This is a genomic window from Herbidospora solisilvae (assembly GCF_009901565.1).
GTDB lineage: Bacteria > Actinomycetota > Actinomycetes > Streptosporangiales > Streptosporangiaceae > Herbidospora > Herbidospora solisilvae.
Map to the genome: position 1 here is coordinate 269,797 of NZ_WXEW01000008.1, position 19,852 is coordinate 289,648.

22 protein-coding genes and 1 tRNA gene are annotated in these 19,852 nt (G+C 64.9%); 15 read left to right on the forward strand and 8 right to left on the reverse strand.

Going from position 1 to position 19,852, the window contains the following annotated elements; genetic code table 11:
* Nucleotides 1–89: 89 nt before the first annotated feature.
* Entirely contained in the window at nucleotides 90–587 is a 498-nt protein-coding gene (locus tag GT755_RS27160; RefSeq protein WP_161482454.1) for an SRPBCC family protein, read from the reverse strand.
* 880 nt (nucleotides 588–1,467) lie between these two features.
* Between GT755_RS27160 and GT755_RS27165 the strand changes: the two genes are divergently transcribed.
* Complete coding sequence (locus GT755_RS27165; protein WP_161482455.1) at nucleotides 1,468–2,040, forward strand: DUF6461 domain-containing protein; 573 nt, start codon at nucleotides 1,468–1,470, stop codon at nucleotides 2,038–2,040.
* 1,277 nt (nucleotides 2,041–3,317) lie between these two features.
* Here GT755_RS27165 and GT755_RS27170 read toward each other — a convergent pair.
* Complete coding sequence (locus GT755_RS27170; protein WP_161482456.1) at nucleotides 3,318–3,584, reverse strand: hypothetical protein; 267 nt, start codon at nucleotides 3,582–3,584, stop codon at nucleotides 3,318–3,320.
* A 325-nt stretch (nucleotides 3,585–3,909) separates the two neighbouring features.
* Between GT755_RS27170 and GT755_RS27175 the strand changes: the two genes are divergently transcribed.
* Nucleotides 3,910–4,299, forward strand: a complete 390-nt coding sequence (locus GT755_RS27175) for a hypothetical protein (protein ID WP_202610561.1) — start codon at nucleotides 3,910–3,912, stop codon at nucleotides 4,297–4,299.
* 539 nt (nucleotides 4,300–4,838) lie between these two features.
* On the opposite strand, the gene GT755_RS27180 is transcribed toward GT755_RS27175, so the two are convergent.
* The 4 genes from GT755_RS27180 to GT755_RS27195 all read right to left on the reverse strand — a co-directional run bounded on the left by GT755_RS27180 (nucleotide 4,839) and on the right by GT755_RS27195 (nucleotide 8,572).
* Complete coding sequence (locus tag GT755_RS27180) at nucleotides 4,839–5,702, reverse strand: hypothetical protein (RefSeq protein ID WP_161482457.1); 864 nt, start codon at nucleotides 5,700–5,702, stop codon at nucleotides 4,839–4,841.
* A gap of 124 nt (nucleotides 5,703–5,826) precedes the next feature.
* Complete coding sequence (locus GT755_RS27185) at nucleotides 5,827–6,315, reverse strand: hypothetical protein (RefSeq protein ID WP_161482458.1); 489 nt, start codon at nucleotides 6,313–6,315, stop codon at nucleotides 5,827–5,829.
* 620 nt (nucleotides 6,316–6,935) lie between these two features.
* Nucleotides 6,936–7,733 carry an inositol monophosphatase family protein gene (locus tag GT755_RS27190; RefSeq protein ID WP_161482459.1) on the reverse strand — a complete coding sequence of 266 codons (798 nt, stop codon included), beginning with the start codon at nucleotides 7,731–7,733 and terminating at the stop codon, nucleotides 6,936–6,938.
* Complete coding sequence (locus GT755_RS27195; RefSeq protein WP_161482460.1) at nucleotides 7,730–8,572, reverse strand: DUF5919 domain-containing protein; 843 nt, start codon at nucleotides 8,570–8,572, stop codon at nucleotides 7,730–7,732. The genes GT755_RS27190 and GT755_RS27195 overlap by 4 nt, the downstream gene beginning before the upstream one ends.
* 305 nt (nucleotides 8,573–8,877) lie before the next feature.
* Between GT755_RS27195 and GT755_RS27200 the strand changes: the two genes are divergently transcribed.
* From GT755_RS27200 to GT755_RS38725, 10 genes are all read left to right on the forward strand, one after another.
* The gene (locus tag GT755_RS27200) at nucleotides 8,878–9,216 is read left to right on the forward strand and encodes a hypothetical protein (RefSeq protein ID WP_161482461.1); all 339 of its coding nucleotides are present in this window, start codon (nucleotides 8,878–8,880) and stop codon (nucleotides 9,214–9,216) included.
* A gap of 416 nt (nucleotides 9,217–9,632) precedes the next feature.
* Nucleotides 9,633–10,364 (forward strand): GntR family transcriptional regulator, encoded by a 732-nt coding sequence (locus tag GT755_RS27205; RefSeq protein ID WP_161482462.1) that lies wholly within the window; start codon nucleotides 9,633–9,635, stop codon nucleotides 10,362–10,364.
* Between the two features lie 113 nt (nucleotides 10,365–10,477).
* Complete coding sequence (locus tag GT755_RS27210; RefSeq protein WP_161482463.1) at nucleotides 10,478–10,891, forward strand: plasmid replication, integration and excision activator; 414 nt, start codon at nucleotides 10,478–10,480, stop codon at nucleotides 10,889–10,891.
* The gene (locus tag GT755_RS27215) at nucleotides 10,891–11,157 is read left to right on the forward strand and encodes a hypothetical protein (RefSeq protein WP_161482464.1); all 267 of its coding nucleotides are present in this window, start codon (nucleotides 10,891–10,893) and stop codon (nucleotides 11,155–11,157) included. The genes GT755_RS27210 and GT755_RS27215 overlap by 1 nt, the downstream gene beginning before the upstream one ends.
* Nucleotides 11,154–11,432, forward strand: a complete 279-nt coding sequence (locus tag GT755_RS27220) for a hypothetical protein (protein WP_161482465.1) — start codon at nucleotides 11,154–11,156, stop codon at nucleotides 11,430–11,432. Before GT755_RS27215 ends, GT755_RS27220 begins: the two co-directional genes overlap by 4 nt.
* Nucleotides 11,433–11,521: 89 nt before the next feature.
* Nucleotides 11,522–12,949 (forward strand): FtsK/SpoIIIE domain-containing protein, encoded by a 1,428-nt coding sequence (locus GT755_RS27225; RefSeq protein WP_161482466.1) that lies wholly within the window; start codon nucleotides 11,522–11,524, stop codon nucleotides 12,947–12,949.
* Nucleotides 12,946–13,095, forward strand: a complete 150-nt coding sequence (locus GT755_RS27230; RefSeq protein ID WP_161482467.1) for a hypothetical protein — start codon at nucleotides 12,946–12,948, stop codon at nucleotides 13,093–13,095. Before GT755_RS27225 ends, GT755_RS27230 begins: the two co-directional genes overlap by 4 nt.
* A complete protein-coding gene (locus GT755_RS27235; RefSeq protein WP_161482468.1) occupies nucleotides 13,092–14,639 on the forward strand; it encodes a replication initiator in 1,548 nt (515 codons plus the stop codon). The genes GT755_RS27230 and GT755_RS27235 overlap by 4 nt, the downstream gene beginning before the upstream one ends.
* Nucleotides 14,639–14,845: a helix-turn-helix domain-containing protein gene (locus tag GT755_RS27240; protein WP_202610562.1), complete on the forward strand. Its 207-nt coding sequence runs from the start codon at nucleotides 14,639–14,641 to the stop codon at nucleotides 14,843–14,845. Before GT755_RS27235 ends, GT755_RS27240 begins: the two co-directional genes overlap by 1 nt.
* Nucleotides 14,845–16,152, forward strand: coding sequence for a tyrosine-type recombinase/integrase (locus GT755_RS38725; protein ID WP_202610563.1), 1,308 nt, complete (start codon nucleotides 14,845–14,847; stop codon nucleotides 16,150–16,152). The genes GT755_RS27240 and GT755_RS38725 overlap by 1 nt, the downstream gene beginning before the upstream one ends.
* An 82-nt stretch (nucleotides 16,153–16,234) precedes the next feature.
* On the opposite strand, the gene GT755_RS27255 is transcribed toward GT755_RS38725, so the two are convergent.
* Nucleotides 16,235–16,305 (reverse strand) — tRNA-Gly (locus tag GT755_RS27255).
* Nucleotides 16,306–16,372: 67 nt separating this feature from the next.
* On the opposite strand from GT755_RS27255, the gene dcd reads away from it, so the two are divergent.
* From dcd to GT755_RS27270, 3 genes are all read left to right on the forward strand, one after another.
* Nucleotides 16,373–16,948 carry a dCTP deaminase gene (gene dcd, locus GT755_RS27260; protein ID WP_161482469.1) on the forward strand — a complete coding sequence of 192 codons (576 nt, stop codon included), beginning with the start codon at nucleotides 16,373–16,375 and terminating at the stop codon, nucleotides 16,946–16,948.
* A gap of 134 nt (nucleotides 16,949–17,082) precedes the next feature.
* Entirely contained in the window at nucleotides 17,083–17,700 is a 618-nt protein-coding gene (locus GT755_RS27265; protein WP_062345265.1) for a DUF47 domain-containing protein, read from the forward strand.
* Nucleotides 17,701–18,699: an inorganic phosphate transporter gene (locus GT755_RS27270; RefSeq protein WP_030451630.1), complete on the forward strand. Its 999-nt coding sequence runs from the start codon at nucleotides 17,701–17,703 to the stop codon at nucleotides 18,697–18,699.
* A gap of 154 nt (nucleotides 18,700–18,853) precedes the next feature.
* Here the strand turns inward: GT755_RS27270 and mshD are convergent, their stop codons facing one another.
* Nucleotides 18,854–19,762: a mycothiol synthase gene (mshD, locus tag GT755_RS27275; protein WP_161482470.1), complete on the reverse strand. Its 909-nt coding sequence runs from the start codon at nucleotides 19,760–19,762 to the stop codon at nucleotides 18,854–18,856.
* Nucleotides 19,763–19,852 lie beyond the last annotated feature (90 nt).

A 19,852-nucleotide genomic window follows, 5' to 3' on the forward strand; every position in this document is an offset into this window, starting at 1 on the left:
GAATGGCGGTCTGATGACGCCATCCGACCTTCCCGCCGTCTGAAGTCACTACAGAGGATTGACCTGAGTGACAGGCTTCTGAGGATTGTTCACCGGGCGATGCACAGTGCGGCGAGGCGTTCCAGGGTGCTCGCCATCTGCGTCTGCCACCATGCGCGCCCGCTGTCCACTTCCGCACGTTTGTCCTCCGGCATACGTGAACCGTCGAAGATCTCGGTCACGGCCGTCGCCCCAGCCCCGTCAGGTCGCAGGTCGAAGATCCACCGGTGGCCCCATGCGGTCCCGGGCTCGGTGGCGTCCGGGTGCCCGCGACCGGGTCTCGGCTCCCAGCCGATGCGGCGGTCCGGCTCGAACTCGACGACGTGGTTGTTCATCTCGTAGTCGCCATAGCGCTCGTAGTGCATCCGCATCACGAAGACGTCCCCGACGCCCGAGACCGCGGCGTCGCGGACGCAGCCTCGCAGCATCCCCGATCCGTCGAGGTCCGGGTGCCGTCGGGGGTCGGCCAGGATCCGGAAGATGTCCTCCGCCGGAGCCTTGATGCGCCGGGACACCGCTACCACGGCGTTGTCTGTCGTGCTCGTCATCCGCACGCCTCCGTCGATCGCAGAGCATGAGCCTGACTCCGGCCTGAACGCTACATCGGGGGTATGACAACGCCTGAGCACGTACGAGCCCCAAGCTGTTTGAAGCAGCCGGGGAACACCAGAGCTCCACCAGAACCCGGATCGCTGCAATCTGTTACGACCTGGTGGTGGGGACGAACGGAGACTGGTTCCGCCGGCACTCCGGACGGACGTCAACCTCGGGCCGGCCGCCGACTACATCACTGCCGCTCGAAGAGTCTCCGTGAGATGCGGGCAACTCCGTGAGGACTCTCCACTGTCATGACCGCGAAGGCGCAATAGCGGGGTGGCCGGAGCTGGTCGAGTGGCTGGCCAGGCGAAGCCGTAACGGAAAATGGATGTACGAGCGAAGCGAGCAGCAGTCCGAGCGAAGCGAGGCCTTTCCAGGGAGCGCGAGGGGCGAGCCCTTCGCCTGGAACGCGGCGACCCGGAGCGAAGCGACGACGGGGACGCGACAGCGGACCGGGGGAGCGTGAGGGGGCGAAGCCCCCTGACAGCGGGGGTCTGGGGTCGCCCCCCAGAAATACGAAAGCCCCGCGAAGGCGGTCGTAAGGCCACCGAGCAGGGCTCGCCGAGAGCGGGTGACGGGAATCGAACCCGGGCTGTCAGCTTGGGAATTGTAGCTATCACGGGCCTTGGACCTTGGGTTGGCTGTGACCGCGGTTGACCCCGCGTCACCGGGGTTAATGGCACGCTAATGGCACGACGATCATCAGAAGCTCCTGCAATGGCGGCCTACGCAGGCGGTGCCCGGCGAATGCCTGGGGGTCCCAACTGGACAATTGCAGCCTCGAACTACTGGGCGTCTGCGACTGTCGGTAGCGGCTGGCAGCATGGCGCCATGACTACGCATCCCCTTGACGTTTCCTGGCTCTGCGGAGAGTACACCGAATATGGCTACAGCTTCATCTACATCCGCGACGCACCCGAGCAGGTAATCACTCGCCTCGGCGGCCGATGGGAGGACTTCACGCCCGGCCCATTCCCCGGTAACCCCGACCAGTTCCCATTCCCCGGCGACCCGATCGGCATCGCCTCCATCGGCGAATGGTCGTTCATCGTCGAATCTGGCTCGCTTGGCACCCGCGAAGAAGACGTGCTCCCTTCGCTGTCCAAGGGCACCCGCCTTGTCTCCCAGTTCGCGCTCAGCATCAAAGGCTTGGACTACTTCTACTGGTTCGAGGACGGCAAGATCAGATTCGGCTTCTGGGCGCAAGAGGGATACATGATGGAGACACCGGACGAACTCGTAGACACCATGGCGGAGATCGACAGGCTCTATCCCGGGTTACCCTATCTCTACGAAGGACCGGCTTTCTTGCTCGCCGAGCGCCTCACCGGGATAGCACTGACCCGGCAACTGTTGGCAGATTCCACCTTTTGCTGGGGAGTCGTGCCAGAACCACCCCTATAGCCGTCGCTAATGGCAGGGCAACCAGCCCGTGACCTACGGTCTTGTCGCCGCACTGCGTATACCTGCCCTACCTGGTCATCCCGTCTGCCATCGCCCTGTCCGAAGGGGAAGCGGGCTACCATGATCATGTCGGGCTCGATCAATGGCTTGCAATATCTGGAGGCCAAGGCCAGAGCGCACTGCATGATCGAAATCGACGGTCCCTTCTGCCGTGAAGAGAACATGAGAGCTGCGTCTCATTAGGGGGAATGGCGCGACGATCATGACTCTGCGCTGGGGCTCTCCTGCCCGGCCATATCCGGCTGTTGACGCAGGCCGTAAAACCGGAAGACCGTTTCACGTTGTCGCTCGATTGAAGCTATCTCGTGGGGCTGCGCTGGTGCGAACAAGTCGACTTCCTCGGGTGGGTTCCCTGGAGGTTTGGAAGCCAAGACGTATCCGAAGCGGCCGTTGGTGAACTGTCGGAGCAAGCCTGATGGCCAGACATCCGCTCGTGCTCCTTGGCAGCAAAGGTTGAGGCCTTCGGCTTCCAATCGGCAGCGGAGATCGATGAGGCAATCCAACAAGTCCTCGCCCTCTGCATCCATTAGGAGGCTGCGGCACATGAATGTGAGCCGGGCCGGCGCAGAGTCATAGAGCGTGAGGGTCGCCACTGTGGTCTTTCCCTCGTGGTCGACAACGTCTAGTTCGATGGCTTCCTCGGGGGATGTCTGCATAAACGATCAGCTTAAGGTTCTTAAGGTGCGAGCAGAATCGGCAATCGTCTCCGCAGACATGACCTGCCGCGGTGGTCGGGTGGTCGGAGCTGGTCGGGGGGCCGCCCAGGCGAAGCCGTAACGGAAGAAAAGCTTGAACGAGCGAAGCGAGCAGCAGCCCGAGCGAAGCGAGGCCTGTCCAGGGAGCGCGAGGGGCGGAGCCCTTCGCAAGGAGCGAAGCGACCCAGAGCGATAGCGATGACGGGCCGCGAATGCGGACCAGGGGGAGTGTGAGGGGGCGAAGCCCCCTGACAGCGGGGGTCTGGGGGTCGCCCCCCAGAAATACGAAAGCCCCGCGAAGGTGGTCCAAAGGCCACCGAGCAGGGCTCGCCGAGAGCGGGTGACGGGAATCGAACCCGCGCTGTCAGCTTGGGAAGTGCAGCTATCACGGGCTTGGCACCTCGGGGTCCCTGGTCAGCGTCGGTCTCGGGACGGTCGCGAGTGGCCGTGGTTGACTCCTCGTTACCGGGGTTAATGGCACGCTAATGGCACGGTCTCCGAGCTCACCTGCAGGGTCGCCGCTCAGGGGAGCTGGGGTCGGAGGGCAAGCCAGTGATCGATTTCCTCCCGAATCCCTGCGTCCGCAAGATGCATGCGGATGATGCCGGCGGGGGCAAGCAGGTTCTTGCACCGCCGCAGGTTGAGGATCTCCAACTCGGGGCGCTGCCTCCACTGACAGGACCACTCCTCGGCCTGTTCCCGTCCGAGCGGCAGAGCTTGGAGGATGTCTGCTCCGAGGGTGTCGGGGTTCCATAGGGGATCGTCGTATGCACCCAGGTTCGTGATCACCCAAGCACACAGATTGAACCCCGCTTACATCGGCGGTTGCTCGATCCAGCCCTTCACCCTGGGCGCGCTCCAAGGCGTAGAGGGCGGTTTCAGCCCACATCCGTCGTCCCTCGCCTTGGTCCGGGTTATAGGCGTAGAGCTGATTGGCCTCCCACACCGCCAGCCAGTGGTCAATCAAGGAGCGGTCCTCGGCCATGAACGGAGTCTGGCACGTGCACCGCGCCGCCCTGCCTGATCATCCGGCCGGTCGATAACTACAACCAGCGGAGCAGGCTTCCCCGTTTCAGACTTCGACGAGGCCACCTCTGCGGGGTAGCGTGCGGCCGTGATGCCGGAGCGCCGTTCGTTTCACAACCCTCCTGCGCGGGAGCGCGACGATGCGTCCTCTGTGTTGGAAAGCGCGCTGTACAACGCGACGCTGACGGGCGAAGCCGCTGACACCCTCGTGGGCCTGGCTCTCCATGATGAGGACCAGGCGTTCGTGGAAAGCTGGTGTATCAGGCTCGGCCGAGGGCTTACCCCCGGTAGTCCTCTGCTGGGTCTTGCGGCGCTCTGTGTCGGGCATCTGGCTCGACGTTTCGGTCAGGTGAGTGACGAAGCAGCCTTGCTCGTCGTCGACCTTGCCAACCGCTCCAAGGCCGACCCTGCCGACGTGGACGCCCGTGCTCAGGACGGTATGGATGACGTCGTCTTCTTCACGGGGCGGAACCTCTGACCACGCCTTATCGTCGCGTCCCTGCGTGAGATCTTCACGAGTGCACGACATCGAACCTCATCCTGTCAGCTGGCAGAGTGTGTGCATCACTGTGGCCACGCTGGCCTGGACACAGACGCGGTAATTTGACCGCTCCGCAGGCAGCCTCGGCTTGCCACCTGTGAGGAGCTCCGGCGGGAGCCCCCGGCCCGCGAAGGTGGTCCAAAGGCCACCGAGCAGGGTTCGCCGAGAGCGGGTGACGGGAATCGAACCCGCGCTGTCAGCTTGGGAAACCTGTGCTGACCTCGCACCATTGACCTGCAACAACAAAGGTCCAGCGTATGCGCGTGACACCGGACACGCTTGACCGTCAGCGACCGCGACTGACCGACCGTTCTGGCACGCATCTGGCACGCTCAATGCGGGAAGCTCCTGATCGGTTGGTGACCGAATGATCTCCACGAGCGTTGAGGACTGATGTCGAGAAGCGCCGAACCAGGCCATGACTCCAGGGGCGCCCAGCTTGCAGCCGAATAATCACGCGAGGGGCTGTCATTCCCTTACCACCAAGGTGGCTTGCGGCCGATCCAAGTCTCGCTCCCCCATGCAGCCATCGAGGGTGTGACCATGGCGGGGAAGTAGTAATCAGCCTTGTCGAGGTCTTCGCCATCTGGCACGTACATGCATGCCACCCGCTCAATCGGCTCCATCACGCCGAGCTTGCTCGCCTCGACCTCTAAGGAGGGAACAACCGCACGAGGCATGACCGACAGTGAGATATTCCGCCCTACTCCTGGGTCTGAGACACTTCGAATGAGCCGAACGAGCGCTTGCGCGATGCCAAGGAATCCGTCCGGGTGGCGTTTGCGGTAGCTGCGGATGAAGTTTTTAGTCCGATCAATCTCATCGGTTGACGGTAGGATCCCAGCAATCTTCAGCAAAAGATCACGGTCATCGGGGAGTACATGCCTGTTGACCTCAAAGGCGGGGCGCGGCCTCCATGATCGGTAATGTGACCCCAACGCGTTTGAGATAGTTGCAATCGCGGGAACTCGGCGACGCTGAGCATCAGATCTTTCAAGCACCGGATACCCAGCGATCACGTAGGCATGACCGGTCCCAGAACGGTCTAAACCCGCAGCCTGCCTGATTGCGTCAATCGCCCGCTGAGACTTTCCGGCCAAAGCCTTAAAGTACTCTGACGGATCAACCTTGCTTAGCTCCTCAACAACCCACTTGTCGGTATACATGCCGCCAAGTCGGGCGAATCCTGTGTAGCCCATAATCGCCTGACCGTTGAGTACAACAGCCTTGTTCTCAACGTCCTGATAGATATTAGATTGACCTGCCCGCTTGATGGTGATCATTCGATCCGAAGCGATCGCAGCATAATTATGACTGATATAGCCGACAATTAATGTCATGCAAGCCCAATTCTTCCAGGGGTGGTTTATCGCCGCACTATCAGACCTATTCAGTCGAGACGAAAAAGCAATTATCATCGAGGTGGAGGACCAACCCGAAGCTCATAAAGGTTGCAGACCTCTATCAGGAATTGGCGCGCAAGTATGCCCGTGCGGCTTCAATTGTCGCAACGCCATCGCCGTCGCAGGTTTGGCAGTAGCGAGTTTCGGATAGCCAGCCACCTCCACCCGATCCATCACACTCGGGGCAGCTTTTCTTTCCTGGAGAAACCTGCCAGGGGTCATCGTCGTTTGAGCTTTTCGGCAAGGACAAGAGCATCACTCGCCTGTTCGCCTTATCCAGCTCGGCTTTCAGTTCGGCAAGCTGTCTGAAGTGCATCATCTTGCGCTTGTCTGAGGAGATATAGACGAGCAGACTGACCAAAAATATGATAAGCGTGAGGACCAGTGCTGGGGCCTCAAGTCTCGCCCCATTTCCTGTATAGCCGGCGATGCTGGTCATAAACCAGTGAAGCGCATCGGCGACCAGAATAGATACCGTGAAAACCATAATGCCGCCGAGAAAAACAACCTTTATTAATTCCCACAGCTTTGCCGATAAGCTCTCAGGCATGACGCTACCCCACTATGCGATGTGGGAATTGATGCTAATGTAGCCAGGGAAGCCTACAGGTGCACGTTGATCACGATTGCATATATTTTTTGGAAGTCGTCGCACCCTGAGTCTGGATGGCCCCGATCTAGGTCAGCGGATGGGCGAAACAAGCGATCGTCTCCGATGGGAAATCAGGCTTCCATGCGCTTTTCGGTCCATGCAGGTATATGCAAACTGGACAACCATAAGAGCTCCGGTGGCACAACTCCCCTGCTCCCGATAGCTGCCACTCCGGGACTGTCGGGCAGGTTCTGTCAAGGACGGCTTCGCGTGTACTTTTGCCGGTGACCTTCCGCCTGTGCTGGTTGTCCTGCCTGCACAGCCGTGCTTGACAGGTTCTGCCTGCCCCGGATAATCGGGCAGCGGGTGCAGGGGTTACGGCGGGAAGGCGGCGGGCCGACTATGGCGCGTTCGTTCGGCAACGGCGACTGGGCGGGTCGGAGTGCGGCCCGGGGCGCTGCCGGCCGGGACCGGCCCCCAGGCCGCATGCCCGGACGGCAGGCGGCAGAGGGCCGGGTACGGCGGCGCGGCGCGCCGCCGTCTTGATACCTAACGGTGCTATTCGGCAAGTCGGACGCTTAACTCTGCTGCGCCTGCTCGATCAGTCCCATTAGGTCAGCCACAAGCTTTGGCCCTGCGGCGATGGTCACGCTTGAAGCCATCGTGTGAGGGCTGCCATCAATGTCCATGACTGCCGCCCCTGCTTCGCGAGCGATTGCCACGCCAGCGGCGGTATCCCATGGCTTGTTGGAGAGCATGATGCAGGCGTCCGTCTTACCGGCGGCAACCCACGCCAGATCGACAGCGGCAGACCCGTACATCCGTACTCTCTGCACTTTCGTGGCGAGTTGGTAGTTGAGCGGAATCCGGAGCCGGTTCTTCTCCTCGGCGTCCGCTCCAACGGCGTAGTCCCCAATGGCCACGATCGCGGCGTCAAGGGCGTCCGTTCTGCTGGCGTGAATGGCTTCGCCATTGCAGGAGGCTCCAGCACCTTCGGCCGCCGCATAGGTCAGGCCGAGAAAGGGGAGGTCAATGACGCCGAGCACAGACCGATGTCCCTCGGCGAGTCCGAGCGAGATCCCACACAGCGGGATCCCATGCATGAAGTTGGCGGTCCCGTCGATGGGGTCGAGCACCCATGTGAGCCCCTCGCGGGTACCTGTGAGTCCCTCCTCCTCGCCGAGAAATCCCACTTCAGGGGTCTCTCGGGCAAGGAACTCGCGGAGTGCCTGTTCAATGGCGTAGTCCGCCTCGGTGACCATGTCGCGGTCACCCTTAGACGTGACGACTCCGGGTTGTGCGGTGGTGAAGATCTGTCGTGCGATGGTGACGGCCTGCTCTGCTAGCGGCAGTAGCTCGCGGGCGTCGATGGTCATACAGGTTTGCTCCGCTCCCACAATGAACTGAAGACCTGGACGAAGACGGGATACAACCCGCCTTCGGTGGCGTCGTTGGTCATGACGAGCGTGGGCGAGTCAACACCCCGGGAAGCCGGCAGGTACGGCTGCACGACGCACGTCTTCCCGTCAACGATCAGGATGTTGAACCGGATCGTCTCGTCATAGACGCGGATCTCAAGCCGTTCGGCGGTGGCGTCGCCGAGTCGGGCCTTGAGCCTCGTAAGGATGCTGATGTTCAGGGCCGTAAGCACCTGCAGCGTCGCGTCGGTGTATTGCTCTTCGGCCTCGCGGGCCTTGATGGCGGCTCCCTTGGGGTCAAGGAACAGGCACCGAATCCGAGTGCCCTCGTCGAGTAATCGCTTGAGCTGGTGGTCGGGATAGCTCTGGCAGATCACGTTCAGCGAAAGGCCGGCGGCGTCGATCGACTGCGCGTTGTCGAACAGAGCCGACGGCGGATGCGCGGCGGTGAAGGCAGACCGGCTGCTGTAGACGGCGGTCAGATCTGCCATAGCCCCCGCCGCAGCAACAACAGGCGGGACAACGACCTCGGGACGCGGCACGGCCTCGGCGGAGAACAATTCGGCAGCCGTCGTGCCGGGGAACATCGCCTCCAGGACACGGCAGTGATCGGCGTAGGGAAGGCCCTTGAGTTCCCCGGTCAGCCACCGATTGAGCTGCGCTCGGCTCGGCCACTTGCCCATGAGGCAGGGGTCCACCTGCCTGGCCGCCTTGTCGTACTCCCGGCAGAAGGTCGTGTAGCTCTGCCAGTGCCGCTGTCGTAAGAGGGTCCGCAACATGATCGCTTGCTCGGTCATGGTTCACGCCCCGGAGGTTGGAAGCCTGCCATCGCCCAGGTTAACCAGGGTGGCGAGGTAAGAGGCAGCGAAGAAGAGACACAACGAGACGGAATGCGTTGAAACGAGAATTCCGCGCGGTCGAGACGTGACATGACCTGGCGGAATCGTCGAGTCATGGTCGAACGGTGTGAAATGTGTTCCGGTCGCGGGTGGAAGTACGTGAGTCCGCGACGAGTCGTCGCCGCAACCGGGTCCGACACGTCGACCCCGGCACGTGTGAAGGCCGAGTGCCTCGGCTGCGTGGGCACCGGAGGCGCGCAGTCATGAGGACCGACCGCATCGAAGACGTGATCCTCGGCGTCGCCGTTCCTCTGCGGGCGGTGTCCGACGCCCACCAGGCCATCACGCTCCTCCGGCTCGAACTGCGCACCGTCCATGACCTCATGGGTGATTGCCACGTCGGTGATGGGGTGGCCCTGCTGTCGGTCTGTTACGGCCTGGTCGTGTGGACGAACGGAGACTGGTTTCGCTGGCAGTCCGGCCGGACGTCGAACTTGGGCCGGCCGGTCTACGCTTTCAGCCCGGCCGCCGACTACGTCACCGCCGCCCGAAGAGTCGCCCTCAGATACGGGCAGCTCCGGCAGGACCCTCAACCGACATGACCGTGCCGCCCGACTGCCACGGCACCCACCCATTGGTTCGGCAAGAGAACGCACGGCCGATCGACTGGCATCCACCGCAGCCAGGAGGCCGCGTGCTCGTTAAGGACTGGACCTGTGGGTGTAGCGGTCTGTACTTCGAGCTCTGCCAATCAGGCGGTGCCGTCTACATCCGGAAGACCGTCCCAGAAGGCGACGGAACGCAGACCTTCGAGACTGCCAGATGGCCCACTGGGCAGGCCCTCGTGGCGTGGGAGCAATTGCTCAACGGCCAGCTCTGGTAGCGAGCGCGGCGGGCCTGGCCCTCCAGCGCAGTGGAGCCGCCCACTGCCCGCCGCGCTCCGTCATTTCCCGTGCGGGAGACAGATCCGATCGGCGTGTCTAGACTTCACGACAAGTCGAGTTGTGGGGAAGTCGTCATGGCATCTGATGAGTTTGCTCCACCGAAGTACGCCCAGATCGTGCAGGCGATCCGCCGCAAGATCGCCGATGGCACCTACCCCCCGGGGTCACTCCTCCCGTCAGAGACACAGCTCGTCCGCGAGTTCGGCGTCAGCCGGCCAACCGTCGTCCGGGCGCTGCAAGTCCTCCAACTCCGGGGCACCATCGACCGCGAGCACGGCAAGGGCTCCTTCGTGAAAGCGGCTTCACCGGTCTCAGGTGAGGACAACTCACGCCCCGGCCGCGCCGTGCTGGATCGGGCGGAGGCCGATGAACACCTGACGCTCATCGCGGTCGGCCCGCACTCCGCCCCGGCCCATGTCGCCAAGCTCCTCGGCGTCGCAGATAAGGCAACCGTCATGATGCGCCGCATCGTCATCAGCGACGACCAGCGCGCGGCCGAACTCGTGACGCTCTGGTGCCCGGTCGAGCTGGCGGACGGTACGGACCTCGGCCGCGACGAACCGTTGAGCGTCGGCATTCGGCAACACCTGCGCGCCACCAAGAACCTCAAGCTCGAACACGTCGCAGAACGTCTCAGCGCTCGGAATCCCTCCGCCGACGAGGCGAAGATCCTCGGCATCCGCAAGACGGCTCCCGTCCTGGGCGTAGTCGCCAGCGTGTTCAACGGCGGCGGCCGGCCGGTCCTCATCGTCGACATCGTGCTTCCCGGCGATCTGCACGACCTGGAAGACGCCTACTCCCTCTAGGTATGCCCTGAAGGCATGAGTCCTGACAACTCGACTTGTCAAGCTGACGAACCCGGATCTACGGTTCAAGCAACTCGACAATACGAGTTGTCAACAACACAACAGGAGCACACATGGCACTGCAAGGACCCATCCCCATCCACTTCGGACAGTTGTTCCCCCACGGCTGCTACGCCGTGGGAGAGGTCGAAAAGGTCCGCGACTTCGACGCCTCCACCCCTGACCGCTTCGTCCAGTCCCGCGACAAGCAGACCGGTGAACCGGTCTGGCAGCTCGCCGTCATGGACCCCGACCCCGCCGCCAAGGCCGCGCAGAAGACCGTGGTCGTCAAGCTCGTCGGCCAGGTCGAGCCGGTCGTCCCGCCGCCCACGGGCGGCCTGCCGTTCACGCCGGTCGAGTTCGAGGCCCTGTGCGTGACCCCTTACGTCAACAAGGACGGCCGCCTCGCCTACTCGATCAAGGCCCGCGCCGTCCGTCCGATCCGTCTCCACGCTAAGCCCGTCACCGAGCCGAAGGAAGCCGCCTGATGTCCCGTCGCAGGAACCGCCCCTCCAGCGTGATCAGCCTGAACACCGGTTCGGGTGCTCGCGCCGCCCATCACAAGTACCCGGCCCGAACGCCCATCCTCATCCTCGACTTCGGCGCGACGTCCCTCCTCCTGGCCACCTCCGCGAGCGACCTGGTCACGCCGGAAGACGTCGAGTTCGCCTGCCAGTTGGCCCGCGAGGCGCGGCTCTTCGCCGAGTCGGTCACGCGCAAGTACCACCAGGCCGGCGGGGAGATGGCGGCGTGAACCACAAGCCGTACACCTACCTCACGGTCTCGCTGACCGGTCAGGAGGTCGGCCACCTCGGCATCTCGTTCCACACCGCCGACGTGCGGGTGAGTGCCTTCGTGGTCAAGGGGGAGCGCCCGTGCCTCAACATCTCCAGCTCGCAGGCCTCGGTCTCCATCGGCACCACCGGAGCGGGACCCGTCACCGGACAGGACCTCTCCCTCGCCCGCACCCTCCACGCCGCCGCCGTCCGCTACCTCGCGGACTGCGAGCGCCTCCACAACGCCGCTTGAACGCAGGCGGGGCCGCCGGAAGCGGGAACTTCCGGCGGCCCCTGAATCTCCCGCCACACGCGAAATGTTTCGAGAGGACCCGAAGTCTAATGTTCAGAAAACTTCCTGGTGACGAGGCACGAAACCTCGTCACGACCACCCCGGACACGGCCGTCGTCTTCCGCCCGGCCGTCGTCACCACTCCCGCGATCATCACCCTCGTCATCTGGCTCGCCCGCCTGATCAGGGGCCTGGTCCGCTTCATCTGGCGGCACCCTGTCGTCGTCTTCCTGCTGGCGGGCTCGGTCGCGTGCCTTCATCTGTACGGCTGGCGCGCCACCCTCGCCCTCCTCGGCGTCGCCCTGCTCGCCAGCCTGTCGTGGGCGTTCAGCGATCGGGCGTCGTTCCTCGGATACGTCGGCTGGCCGCTACTCGCCTTCGGGCGCTGGTTCTGGATCTACCGGCGTACCTGGCAACCGGTCATGACCATCTCGGGCCTCGGGCGGCATGTGCGGGGGCGGGACTACTCGCCCCGGCTCGTCCGGGTCGACTGTGACGGCTGGGCCGACAGGCTGACGGTCCGGATGCTCAACGGCCAGTCAGTCAAGGACTGGACCGACCGCATCGACGGCCTGGCCCACGGCTTCGGCTCGCTCTCGTGCCGGGTCTCGGTCGCCTCGGCCGGTCACCTCGTCCTGACCTTCCCGCGCCGCGACCCGCTGGCCGCACCACTGCCCGCCGTGCCGGTTCCGCTCGTGCCGACCGTGGGGCCGGTCGAGATCGGAAGCCAGGAGGACGGTACGCCCCTGCGACTCAAGGTCCACGGAACCCACCTCCTGGTGGCCGGCGCCACGGGGGCAGGAAAGGGCTCCTTCATCTGGGGGACGATCCGCGGCCTGCTCGCCGCGATCCTGGCGGGCCTCGTGCAGGTCTACGCGCTCGATCCCAAGCGCATGGAACTCTCGTATGGACGCGAGATCTTCGGACGGCGATACGCGGCCACGCCGGAAAAGTGCGCCGACCTCCTCGACGAGGCGGTCTCGCTCATGCAGGAACGGGCCGACCGTTTCGCCGGCCGCCAGCGCTCACACACCCCGACCACAGCTGACCCCTTCGTCCTGGTCGTCGTCGACGAGGTGGCGTTCCTGACCGCCTACCAATCGGACAAGGGCCTCCGTCACCGCATCACGGCGGCGCTGGCCACCCTGACGACCCAAGGCAGAGCGGTCGGTGTCGGCGTCCTGGCGGCGCTCCAGGACCCGCGCAAAGAGGTCATGAACATCCGCAACCTGTTTCCCGACAAGATCGCGCTTCGGCTCGACGAGTCCGAACAAGTGGACATGGTTCTCGGCGACGGCGCACGGGATCGCGGCGCACTGGCCGACCACATCTCACCCATCCCGGAACTGGGCGCGGGCGTCGGTTACGTCCGACTGGAGACCAGCCCCGACCCCGTTCGGGTCCGTGCCGCCTACGTGTCCGATGAGGACATCCGCGACATGGTGCAGATCGTCACCGGAGCGGGTGAGGCCTTATGACGCTCGCCCACCTCCTCGAAGGCCTGCGCTGCTCCTGCTGCGGCGCACTCGATGTCCTGTGGCTCGACCTGGCGCGCGGCCTCATCGAATGCCGTGAATGCGGACAGAGCGCATTCACTTTCCCGGAGATCGGGGAGGGCGAATGAAGATCACCCAACCGTCCGCCCGCGCGGCCGTCGAAGCGGTCGCCATCCAGAACGGCATCTGTGTACGCCCGGTGCCTGTCCGCCGGTACGACCTGGTGACCGGCCAGACCAAGGTCATCGACATCCCGTGCGGCTCGACCCTGGAGACGAGATGCCAGAGCTGCGCCAAGCGCAACCGGCAGCTCAGGATGGCCCAGTGCCGGGAAGGCTGGCACCTCGACGAGGAACCGGTCACGACCACCGCAGAACCCGACTGGTATCAGAAGTACCTGATCGAACTCCGCGCCGACGCCCAGGCCAGGCGCGACGAATGCGAAAGCGCCGGCACCTCCACCGAGGACTATGACGGCGTCATCACCGAACTCAACACCGAGATCCGTCAGGCCGGCCTTCGCGGCGACGTCCTGCCCGACGAGAAGCCCCGGCGCACCAGATCGACCCGCCGCCGCCAAGACGCTCCCGACCTACCCAAACGCAAGATGGCGGCCACGACCCTCGGCAGGGTCTTCGAGGCCAACGGCAAGACCTTCCGGCCCTCCATGTTCCTCACGCTCACCCTGCCGTCCTACGGGCGCGTCAGAGACGGCGTGCCCGTCGACCCCGACGCCTACGACTACTCACGTGCCGCCCGCGACGCGCTGCACTTCTCCAAGCTCGTCGACCGCTTCGTCCAGAACCTTCGCCGCGTGGCCGGTTACGACGTCCAATACTTCTCGGCCGTCGAACCCCAACGCCGGTTGGCACCTCACCTGCACATGGCCATTCGCGGAACCCTGCCCCGCGCCGAGATCAAGCAGATAGCCGCCGCGACCTACCACCAGGTCTGGTGGCCCTCCGTCGACACGATCCGCTTCGACGGCGACCACCTGCCCGTCTGGGAGGACGGCGCGGGCTACCTCGACCCCACGACGGGCGAGATCCTGCCCACCTGGGACGAGGCCCTCGACGCCATCGACGAGCCGTTGCACGTCGTCCGCTTCGGCGCACAGGTCGATGTGAAGGGCGTGCTGTCGGGCACTCAGGATGCCGATCAATGCGTCCGCTACCTCGGCAAGTACCTCACGAAGAACATCGGCGACTGCCACACGCCGCAGAACGAGGCACAGCGCCGTCACCTCGACCGCTTCACCGACGCCCTGCGATACGAACCCTGCTCGCCGATCTGTCCCAACTGGCTCCGCTACGGCGTCCAGCCCAAGAACGCCAAGCCCGGAATGCGCCCGGGTGGCTGCCGCTCCAAGGCGCACAAGCCCGAACACCTCGGCTACGCCGGCCGCCGCGTCCTGGTCTCCCGCAAGTGGTCCGGCAAGACCCTCACCGAACACAAGCGCGACCGTAGGGCCTGGGTCCTGGAAGTCCTCGGCCTGCCCGGCGACCAGTCGGCCCCTGATCGCTACACCTGGCGGCCGGTGAAGCCCGGCGATGACGACGTCCCGTCCCTGACGAGACGCCTCCTCAAACAGATCTCCGAACGCCAACGCTGGCGGGCGGCGATGCATGACCCGCCCGATGATCCTCCGGCGACCGGTCAGGCGGCGGCCTGATGGACGAGTTGCTCACCGTCTCCGAAGCCGCCGCGCTGCTCCACACCTCCGAGCGCTTCGTCCGCCGCCTGATCGCGGAACGCCGCATCGAGTTCGTGAAAGTCGGCCGTCACGTGCGCATCCGTGAATCGGCCCTGATCGCCTTCGTCGTCGCGGGCACGGTCGCGCCCCTGACGACCCACGACGTCACGGGAAGGGTCGCCTGATGCCCAACAAGGACGGTCACCGACGCTTCGGCAGCATCCGCAAGCTGCCCTCGGGCCGATTCCAGATCCGCTACCCCGGCCCAGACGGTCGCATCCGCTCGGGAACCGACACCTACGAACGAAAGGGCGACGCGGAGCGTGCTCTGTCCCTCGTCGAAGCCCAGATCATCAGAGGCGAGTGGACCGACCCGGACAGAGGCAAGATCAAGCTCAAGGACTACGCCGAGACCTGGATCTCACAGCGCCCCGGCCTGCGCCCCCGAACGGTCGACCTGTACACGTGGCTCCTTCGGAAACACATAACCCCGCACCTCGGCGGCGTCCAGGTGGCCAAACTGTCCACGCCGTTGATCAGGCAGTGGCGGGCCGACCTCCTCGGCAACGGCGTCTCGGTGTCGGTGGCGGCCAAGGCGTACCGGCTGCTGCGGGCGGTGCTGATGACGGCGGCGGAGGATGACCGGATCATCTCCGCCAACCCGTGCCGGATCAGAGGGGCCGGCGACGAGCACCCGGCGGAACGGCCCGTCCTGACCGTCGCCCAGGTCTTCGAACTGGCCGACAGCGTCGGACGTCGTCCGGTCGGCAATGTCCGCCAGGTCAAGCCGGGTGCCTACCGGTTGCGTTTCCAACGGCACGGCGAGATGCGCGCCTTCCCTGAGACGTTCACCACACGGGCCGACGCCGAGCGGGCGCTGTGGAAGATGGGCACGGACGGCCGAGCCGACCGCACCCAGGACCGTAGATTCCGCGCCCTGGTCCTCCTGGCGACCTTCGCAAGTCTGCGATGGGGTGAGGTGAGCGCACTCCGCCGCAGTGACGTCGACCTCGACGCCGGAACCGTGCGCATCCGGGCGGCCTTCGTCGAACGCGCGACCGGGGAACTGGTCCTCGGCCCGCCGAAGTCCAAGGCGGGCCGCCGCGTCGTCGGCATCCCGCAAGCTGTCGTCCAGGCGCTCAAGGAACACATAGAGATCTACGTCAAAGACGAACCGGGCGCGCTGCTCTTCCCCGGAGCGAAGGGCGGCGCGCTGCGGCGCAGCGGTTTCAACACCCGAACCCGCTGGGTCGACGTCGTCAAGGAGATGGGCATGCCCGGCCTCCATTTCCACGACCTCCGCCACACGGGCAACATGCTCGCCGCCGAGTCCGGCGCGGGCCTCAAGGACCTCATGGCGAGGATGGGCCACGACAACGTCAGAGCCGCCCTGATCTACCAGCACGCCGTACGCGGCGCGGACCAGATGATCACCGATGCCATCGACCGCCAGATCAAGAAGGAGGACGACGGCGAGCTAATGGCACGCTAATGGCACGGAAAGATCAATAGCCTCAGAAAACAATCAAGGCCCGGGTCGGGATCTATCCCCTGACCTGGGCCTTAGTGGTGAGAGCGGGTGACGGGAATCGAACCCGCGCTGTCAGCTTGGGAAGCTGATGTTCTGCCATTGAACTACACCCGCAAGGTGCTCCGCCTACTCTACATGATCCACGCCAAGCCCACGCCCCCGTTCCCACTACCCTGTCGTCGTGCTGCTTTCAGATCGCGACATCAAGGCCGAGGTGGACAGCGGAAGAGTCCGTCTCACCCCCTACGACCCCGCCATGATCCAACCGTCCAGCATCGACGTCCGGCTCGACCGGATGTTCCGGGTCTTCGAGAACCACCGCTACCCCCACATCGACCCGTCCTGTGAGCAGCCCGACCTGACCCGGCTCGTCGAACCGGAGAAGGACGAACCGTTCATCCTCCATCCGGGGGAGTTCGTCCTGGCCAGCACCTACGAGGTCATCAAGCTTCCCGACGACATCGCCAGCCGCCTGGAGGGCAAGTCGAGCCTCGGCAGGCTGGGGCTGCTGACCCACTCCACGGCCGGCTTCATCGATCCGGGGTTCGAGGGGCACGTCACCCTGGAGCTCAGCAACGTCGCCACGCTGCCCATCAAGTTGTGGCCCGGGATGAAGATCGGTCAGCTCTGTCTGTTCCGGCTGAGCAGCCCCGCCGAGCATCCGTACGGCTCGGCCGCGTACGGTTCGAGGTACCAGGGGCAGCGTGGACCCACGCCGTCGCGGTCTTTCCTCAACTTCCACCGCACCAAGATCTGAGAACGAGCGAAAAACCTTATGTGTCAGGGGAAGACCGTTGGGCAACCATTAGGTGACATCTACCTTAAGTTCACGTTCTGCCTGGTTGCCTCTACTCTTCTCTGCGGACAGTCCCCGCACATCTGGAGATCCACGTGCGTCTGCGTCTCACGCCCCGTGAGGACAGTTACTACGACTTGTTCGCCGACTCGGCGAACAACCTCGTCACAGCGTCACGGCTGCTGGTCGAGATCATCAGTGACGGTTCCGACCGTGAGGCTCTCGCTGAGAAGATGCGCGCGTGTGAGCACGCGGGCGACGAGCGTACTCACGCGATTCTGAACCGGTTGAACGAGAGCTTCATCACACCGTTCGACCGGGAGGACATCTACAAGCTCGCCTCCAACCTCGATGACGTCATGGACTTCATGGAGGCGGCGGCCGATCTGATCGTGCTCTACCAGATCGACCACCTGCCGAAGGAAGTCGTGCGTCAGGTCGAGGTGCTCGAACGCGCGGCCGAGCTGACCGCCGAGGCGATGCCCCGGTTGCGGTCGCTCAACAACTTGAACGAGTACTGGATCGAGATCAACCGTCTCGAGAACCAGGCCGACCAGGTCTATCGGCGCCTGCTGGCCAAGTTGTTCTCGGGCGAGTACGACGCCCTGACCGTCCTCAAGATGAAAGAGGTCATCGACCAGCTCGAGTCCGCGGCTGACGCGTTCGAGCATGTCGCCAACACGGTCGAGTCGATTGCGGTCAAGGAAAGTTAAGTGGAGCTTGCGCTCGTCATCAGTGTGGTCGTCATCGCACTGGTGTTTGACTACACGAACGGCTTCCACGACGCGGCGAACGCGATCGCGACCTCGGTCTCGACGCGGGCGCTGACGCCGCGGGCCGCCCTGCTGATGGCCGCCGTGATGAACTTCATCGGCGCCCACCTGGGGGAGCAGGTCGCCAAGACGGTCGGCAGCGGCATCATCGAGCCGCCTGAAGGAACCCACGGTCTGGTGATCGTGGGGGCCGGGCTCGTGGGCGCGATCACGTGGAACCTGATCACGTGGTACTTCGGGTTGCCCTCGTCGTCGTCCCACGCGCTCATCGGCGGGCTCGTGGGGGCGGCGCTGGCGGCCAGCACGACCGTCCACTGGGATGGGGTGCTGGAGAAGGTCGTCGTGCCGATGATCCTGTCGCCGCTCGTGGGGTTCACCCTGGCGGGTGGCATCATGATCGCGATTCTGTGGATCTTCCGCAAGTCGAATCCCCATTCCACGGGCCGGGGTTTCCGCTACGCGCAGACGGTGTCCGCCGCGGCCATGGCCCTCGGCCACGGTCTGCAGGACGCCCAGAAGACCATGGGCGTGATCTTCCTCGCACTGGTCGTCGGCGGCTACAACCAGCCCGGCGACAACATCCCTCAGTGGGTCATCCTGGCCGCCGCGGCCGCGATCTCCCTGGGCACCTACGCGGGCGGCTGGCGCATCATGCGCACCCTCGGCCGGCGCATCATCGCCCTCAACCCACCCCAGGGCTTCGCGGCCGAGAGCGCCGCCGCCACGGTCCTCTACGTGGCGGCCATCGGCTTCCAGGCTCCCATCTCCACCACCCACACGATCACCAGCGCGATCATGGGCGTCGGCGCGACCAAGCGCCTGTCGGCCGTGCGCTGGGGCGTCGCGGGCAACATCGTCACGGCGTGGGTCCTGACGATCCCGGCGGCGGGCATCGTCGCGGCGATCACCTACTGGATCGCCCACGCGATCATCGAGTAGTCCCACGTAAGGACGCAGGCGCGGGATCCCCGATCACGCGCCTGTTTCTTTTCCCGTTACGGCCCCGCCCACCCCGGCACCGCCCGCCGCCCCCGGCGCTCCCCGGCATCCGGCGCCAGGCCCGCGCTCCCGGCACCCGCCGTCACGGGCAAGCTCACCGGGCCGGGGCGTACATCACGTCGACGTCCCACCGGCTGAAGCCCAGGCCCTCGTACAGCCCGATCGCCGCCCGGTTGTCCTCGTCCACGTACAGCATGACCTGCGACAACCCCAGCGACCGCAGGTGCGCGAGGCCCGTCAGGGTCAGCGCCTTCCCCAGGCCGGACCCCTGCTCCGCCGGATCCACCCCCACGACGTACACCTCGCCGATGGGCTCGTGCCCGTGGCCGCCGTCGCCGTGGACCTTCGTCCAGTGATAGCCCGTCATGGTTCCGTCGCGGAAGGCCAGGAAGAAGCCCGCGGGGTCGAACCAGGGCTCCTGTTCACGCCGCCGCACGTCCTCGACGGTCCATGCGCCCTGTTCGGGGTGGTGGGCGAACGCGCGGGCGTTGAGGGCCACCCACTCCTTCTCGTCCCGGCCGGTCTCGAACGTGGTGATCCGCACGCCCTCCGGCACCCGCGCGGCCGGGAACGGCGCGAACAGGCTGCGGCGCATCTGCCAGAGCGAGCGCACCCGCTGGAACCCGGACGAGGCGGCCAGCCGCCCGGCGCCCGGGTGGTCGCCGTGGGCCCACAGGCGCAGCCGCCCGCCGGTCTCCATGAGGATCGCGTCCAGAAGCATGCGGCCGTAGCCCCGGCGGCGGGCGGCGGGGTCGATCACGAGTTCGCCGCTGGGGCCCTCGACCGTGTCGGTCGGGTCCACATGGGCAAAACCTGACAAAACGCCCGATTCATACAAAAGCGCCGTCTTGGCTCCGGGGTCGCCCCCGTACCGCAGATGGAGCATGACGTGCTCGTTCAGCGGGCGGACGCCGTCGGCGTCGGTCGCGGCCTGGACGAGCCGCCTGACCTCGGCAACCGTGTCGTCATCGAGTCGTTCCCTGATCTCCACGTGCGCGTTCATGGAACGCACTCTACGTACCCCTGACTGGCAAATCCCGCCAGGTGTCGCCGAGGGGAATCGTTACCTTTGCGCCATTGGTCGGCCAGGTGG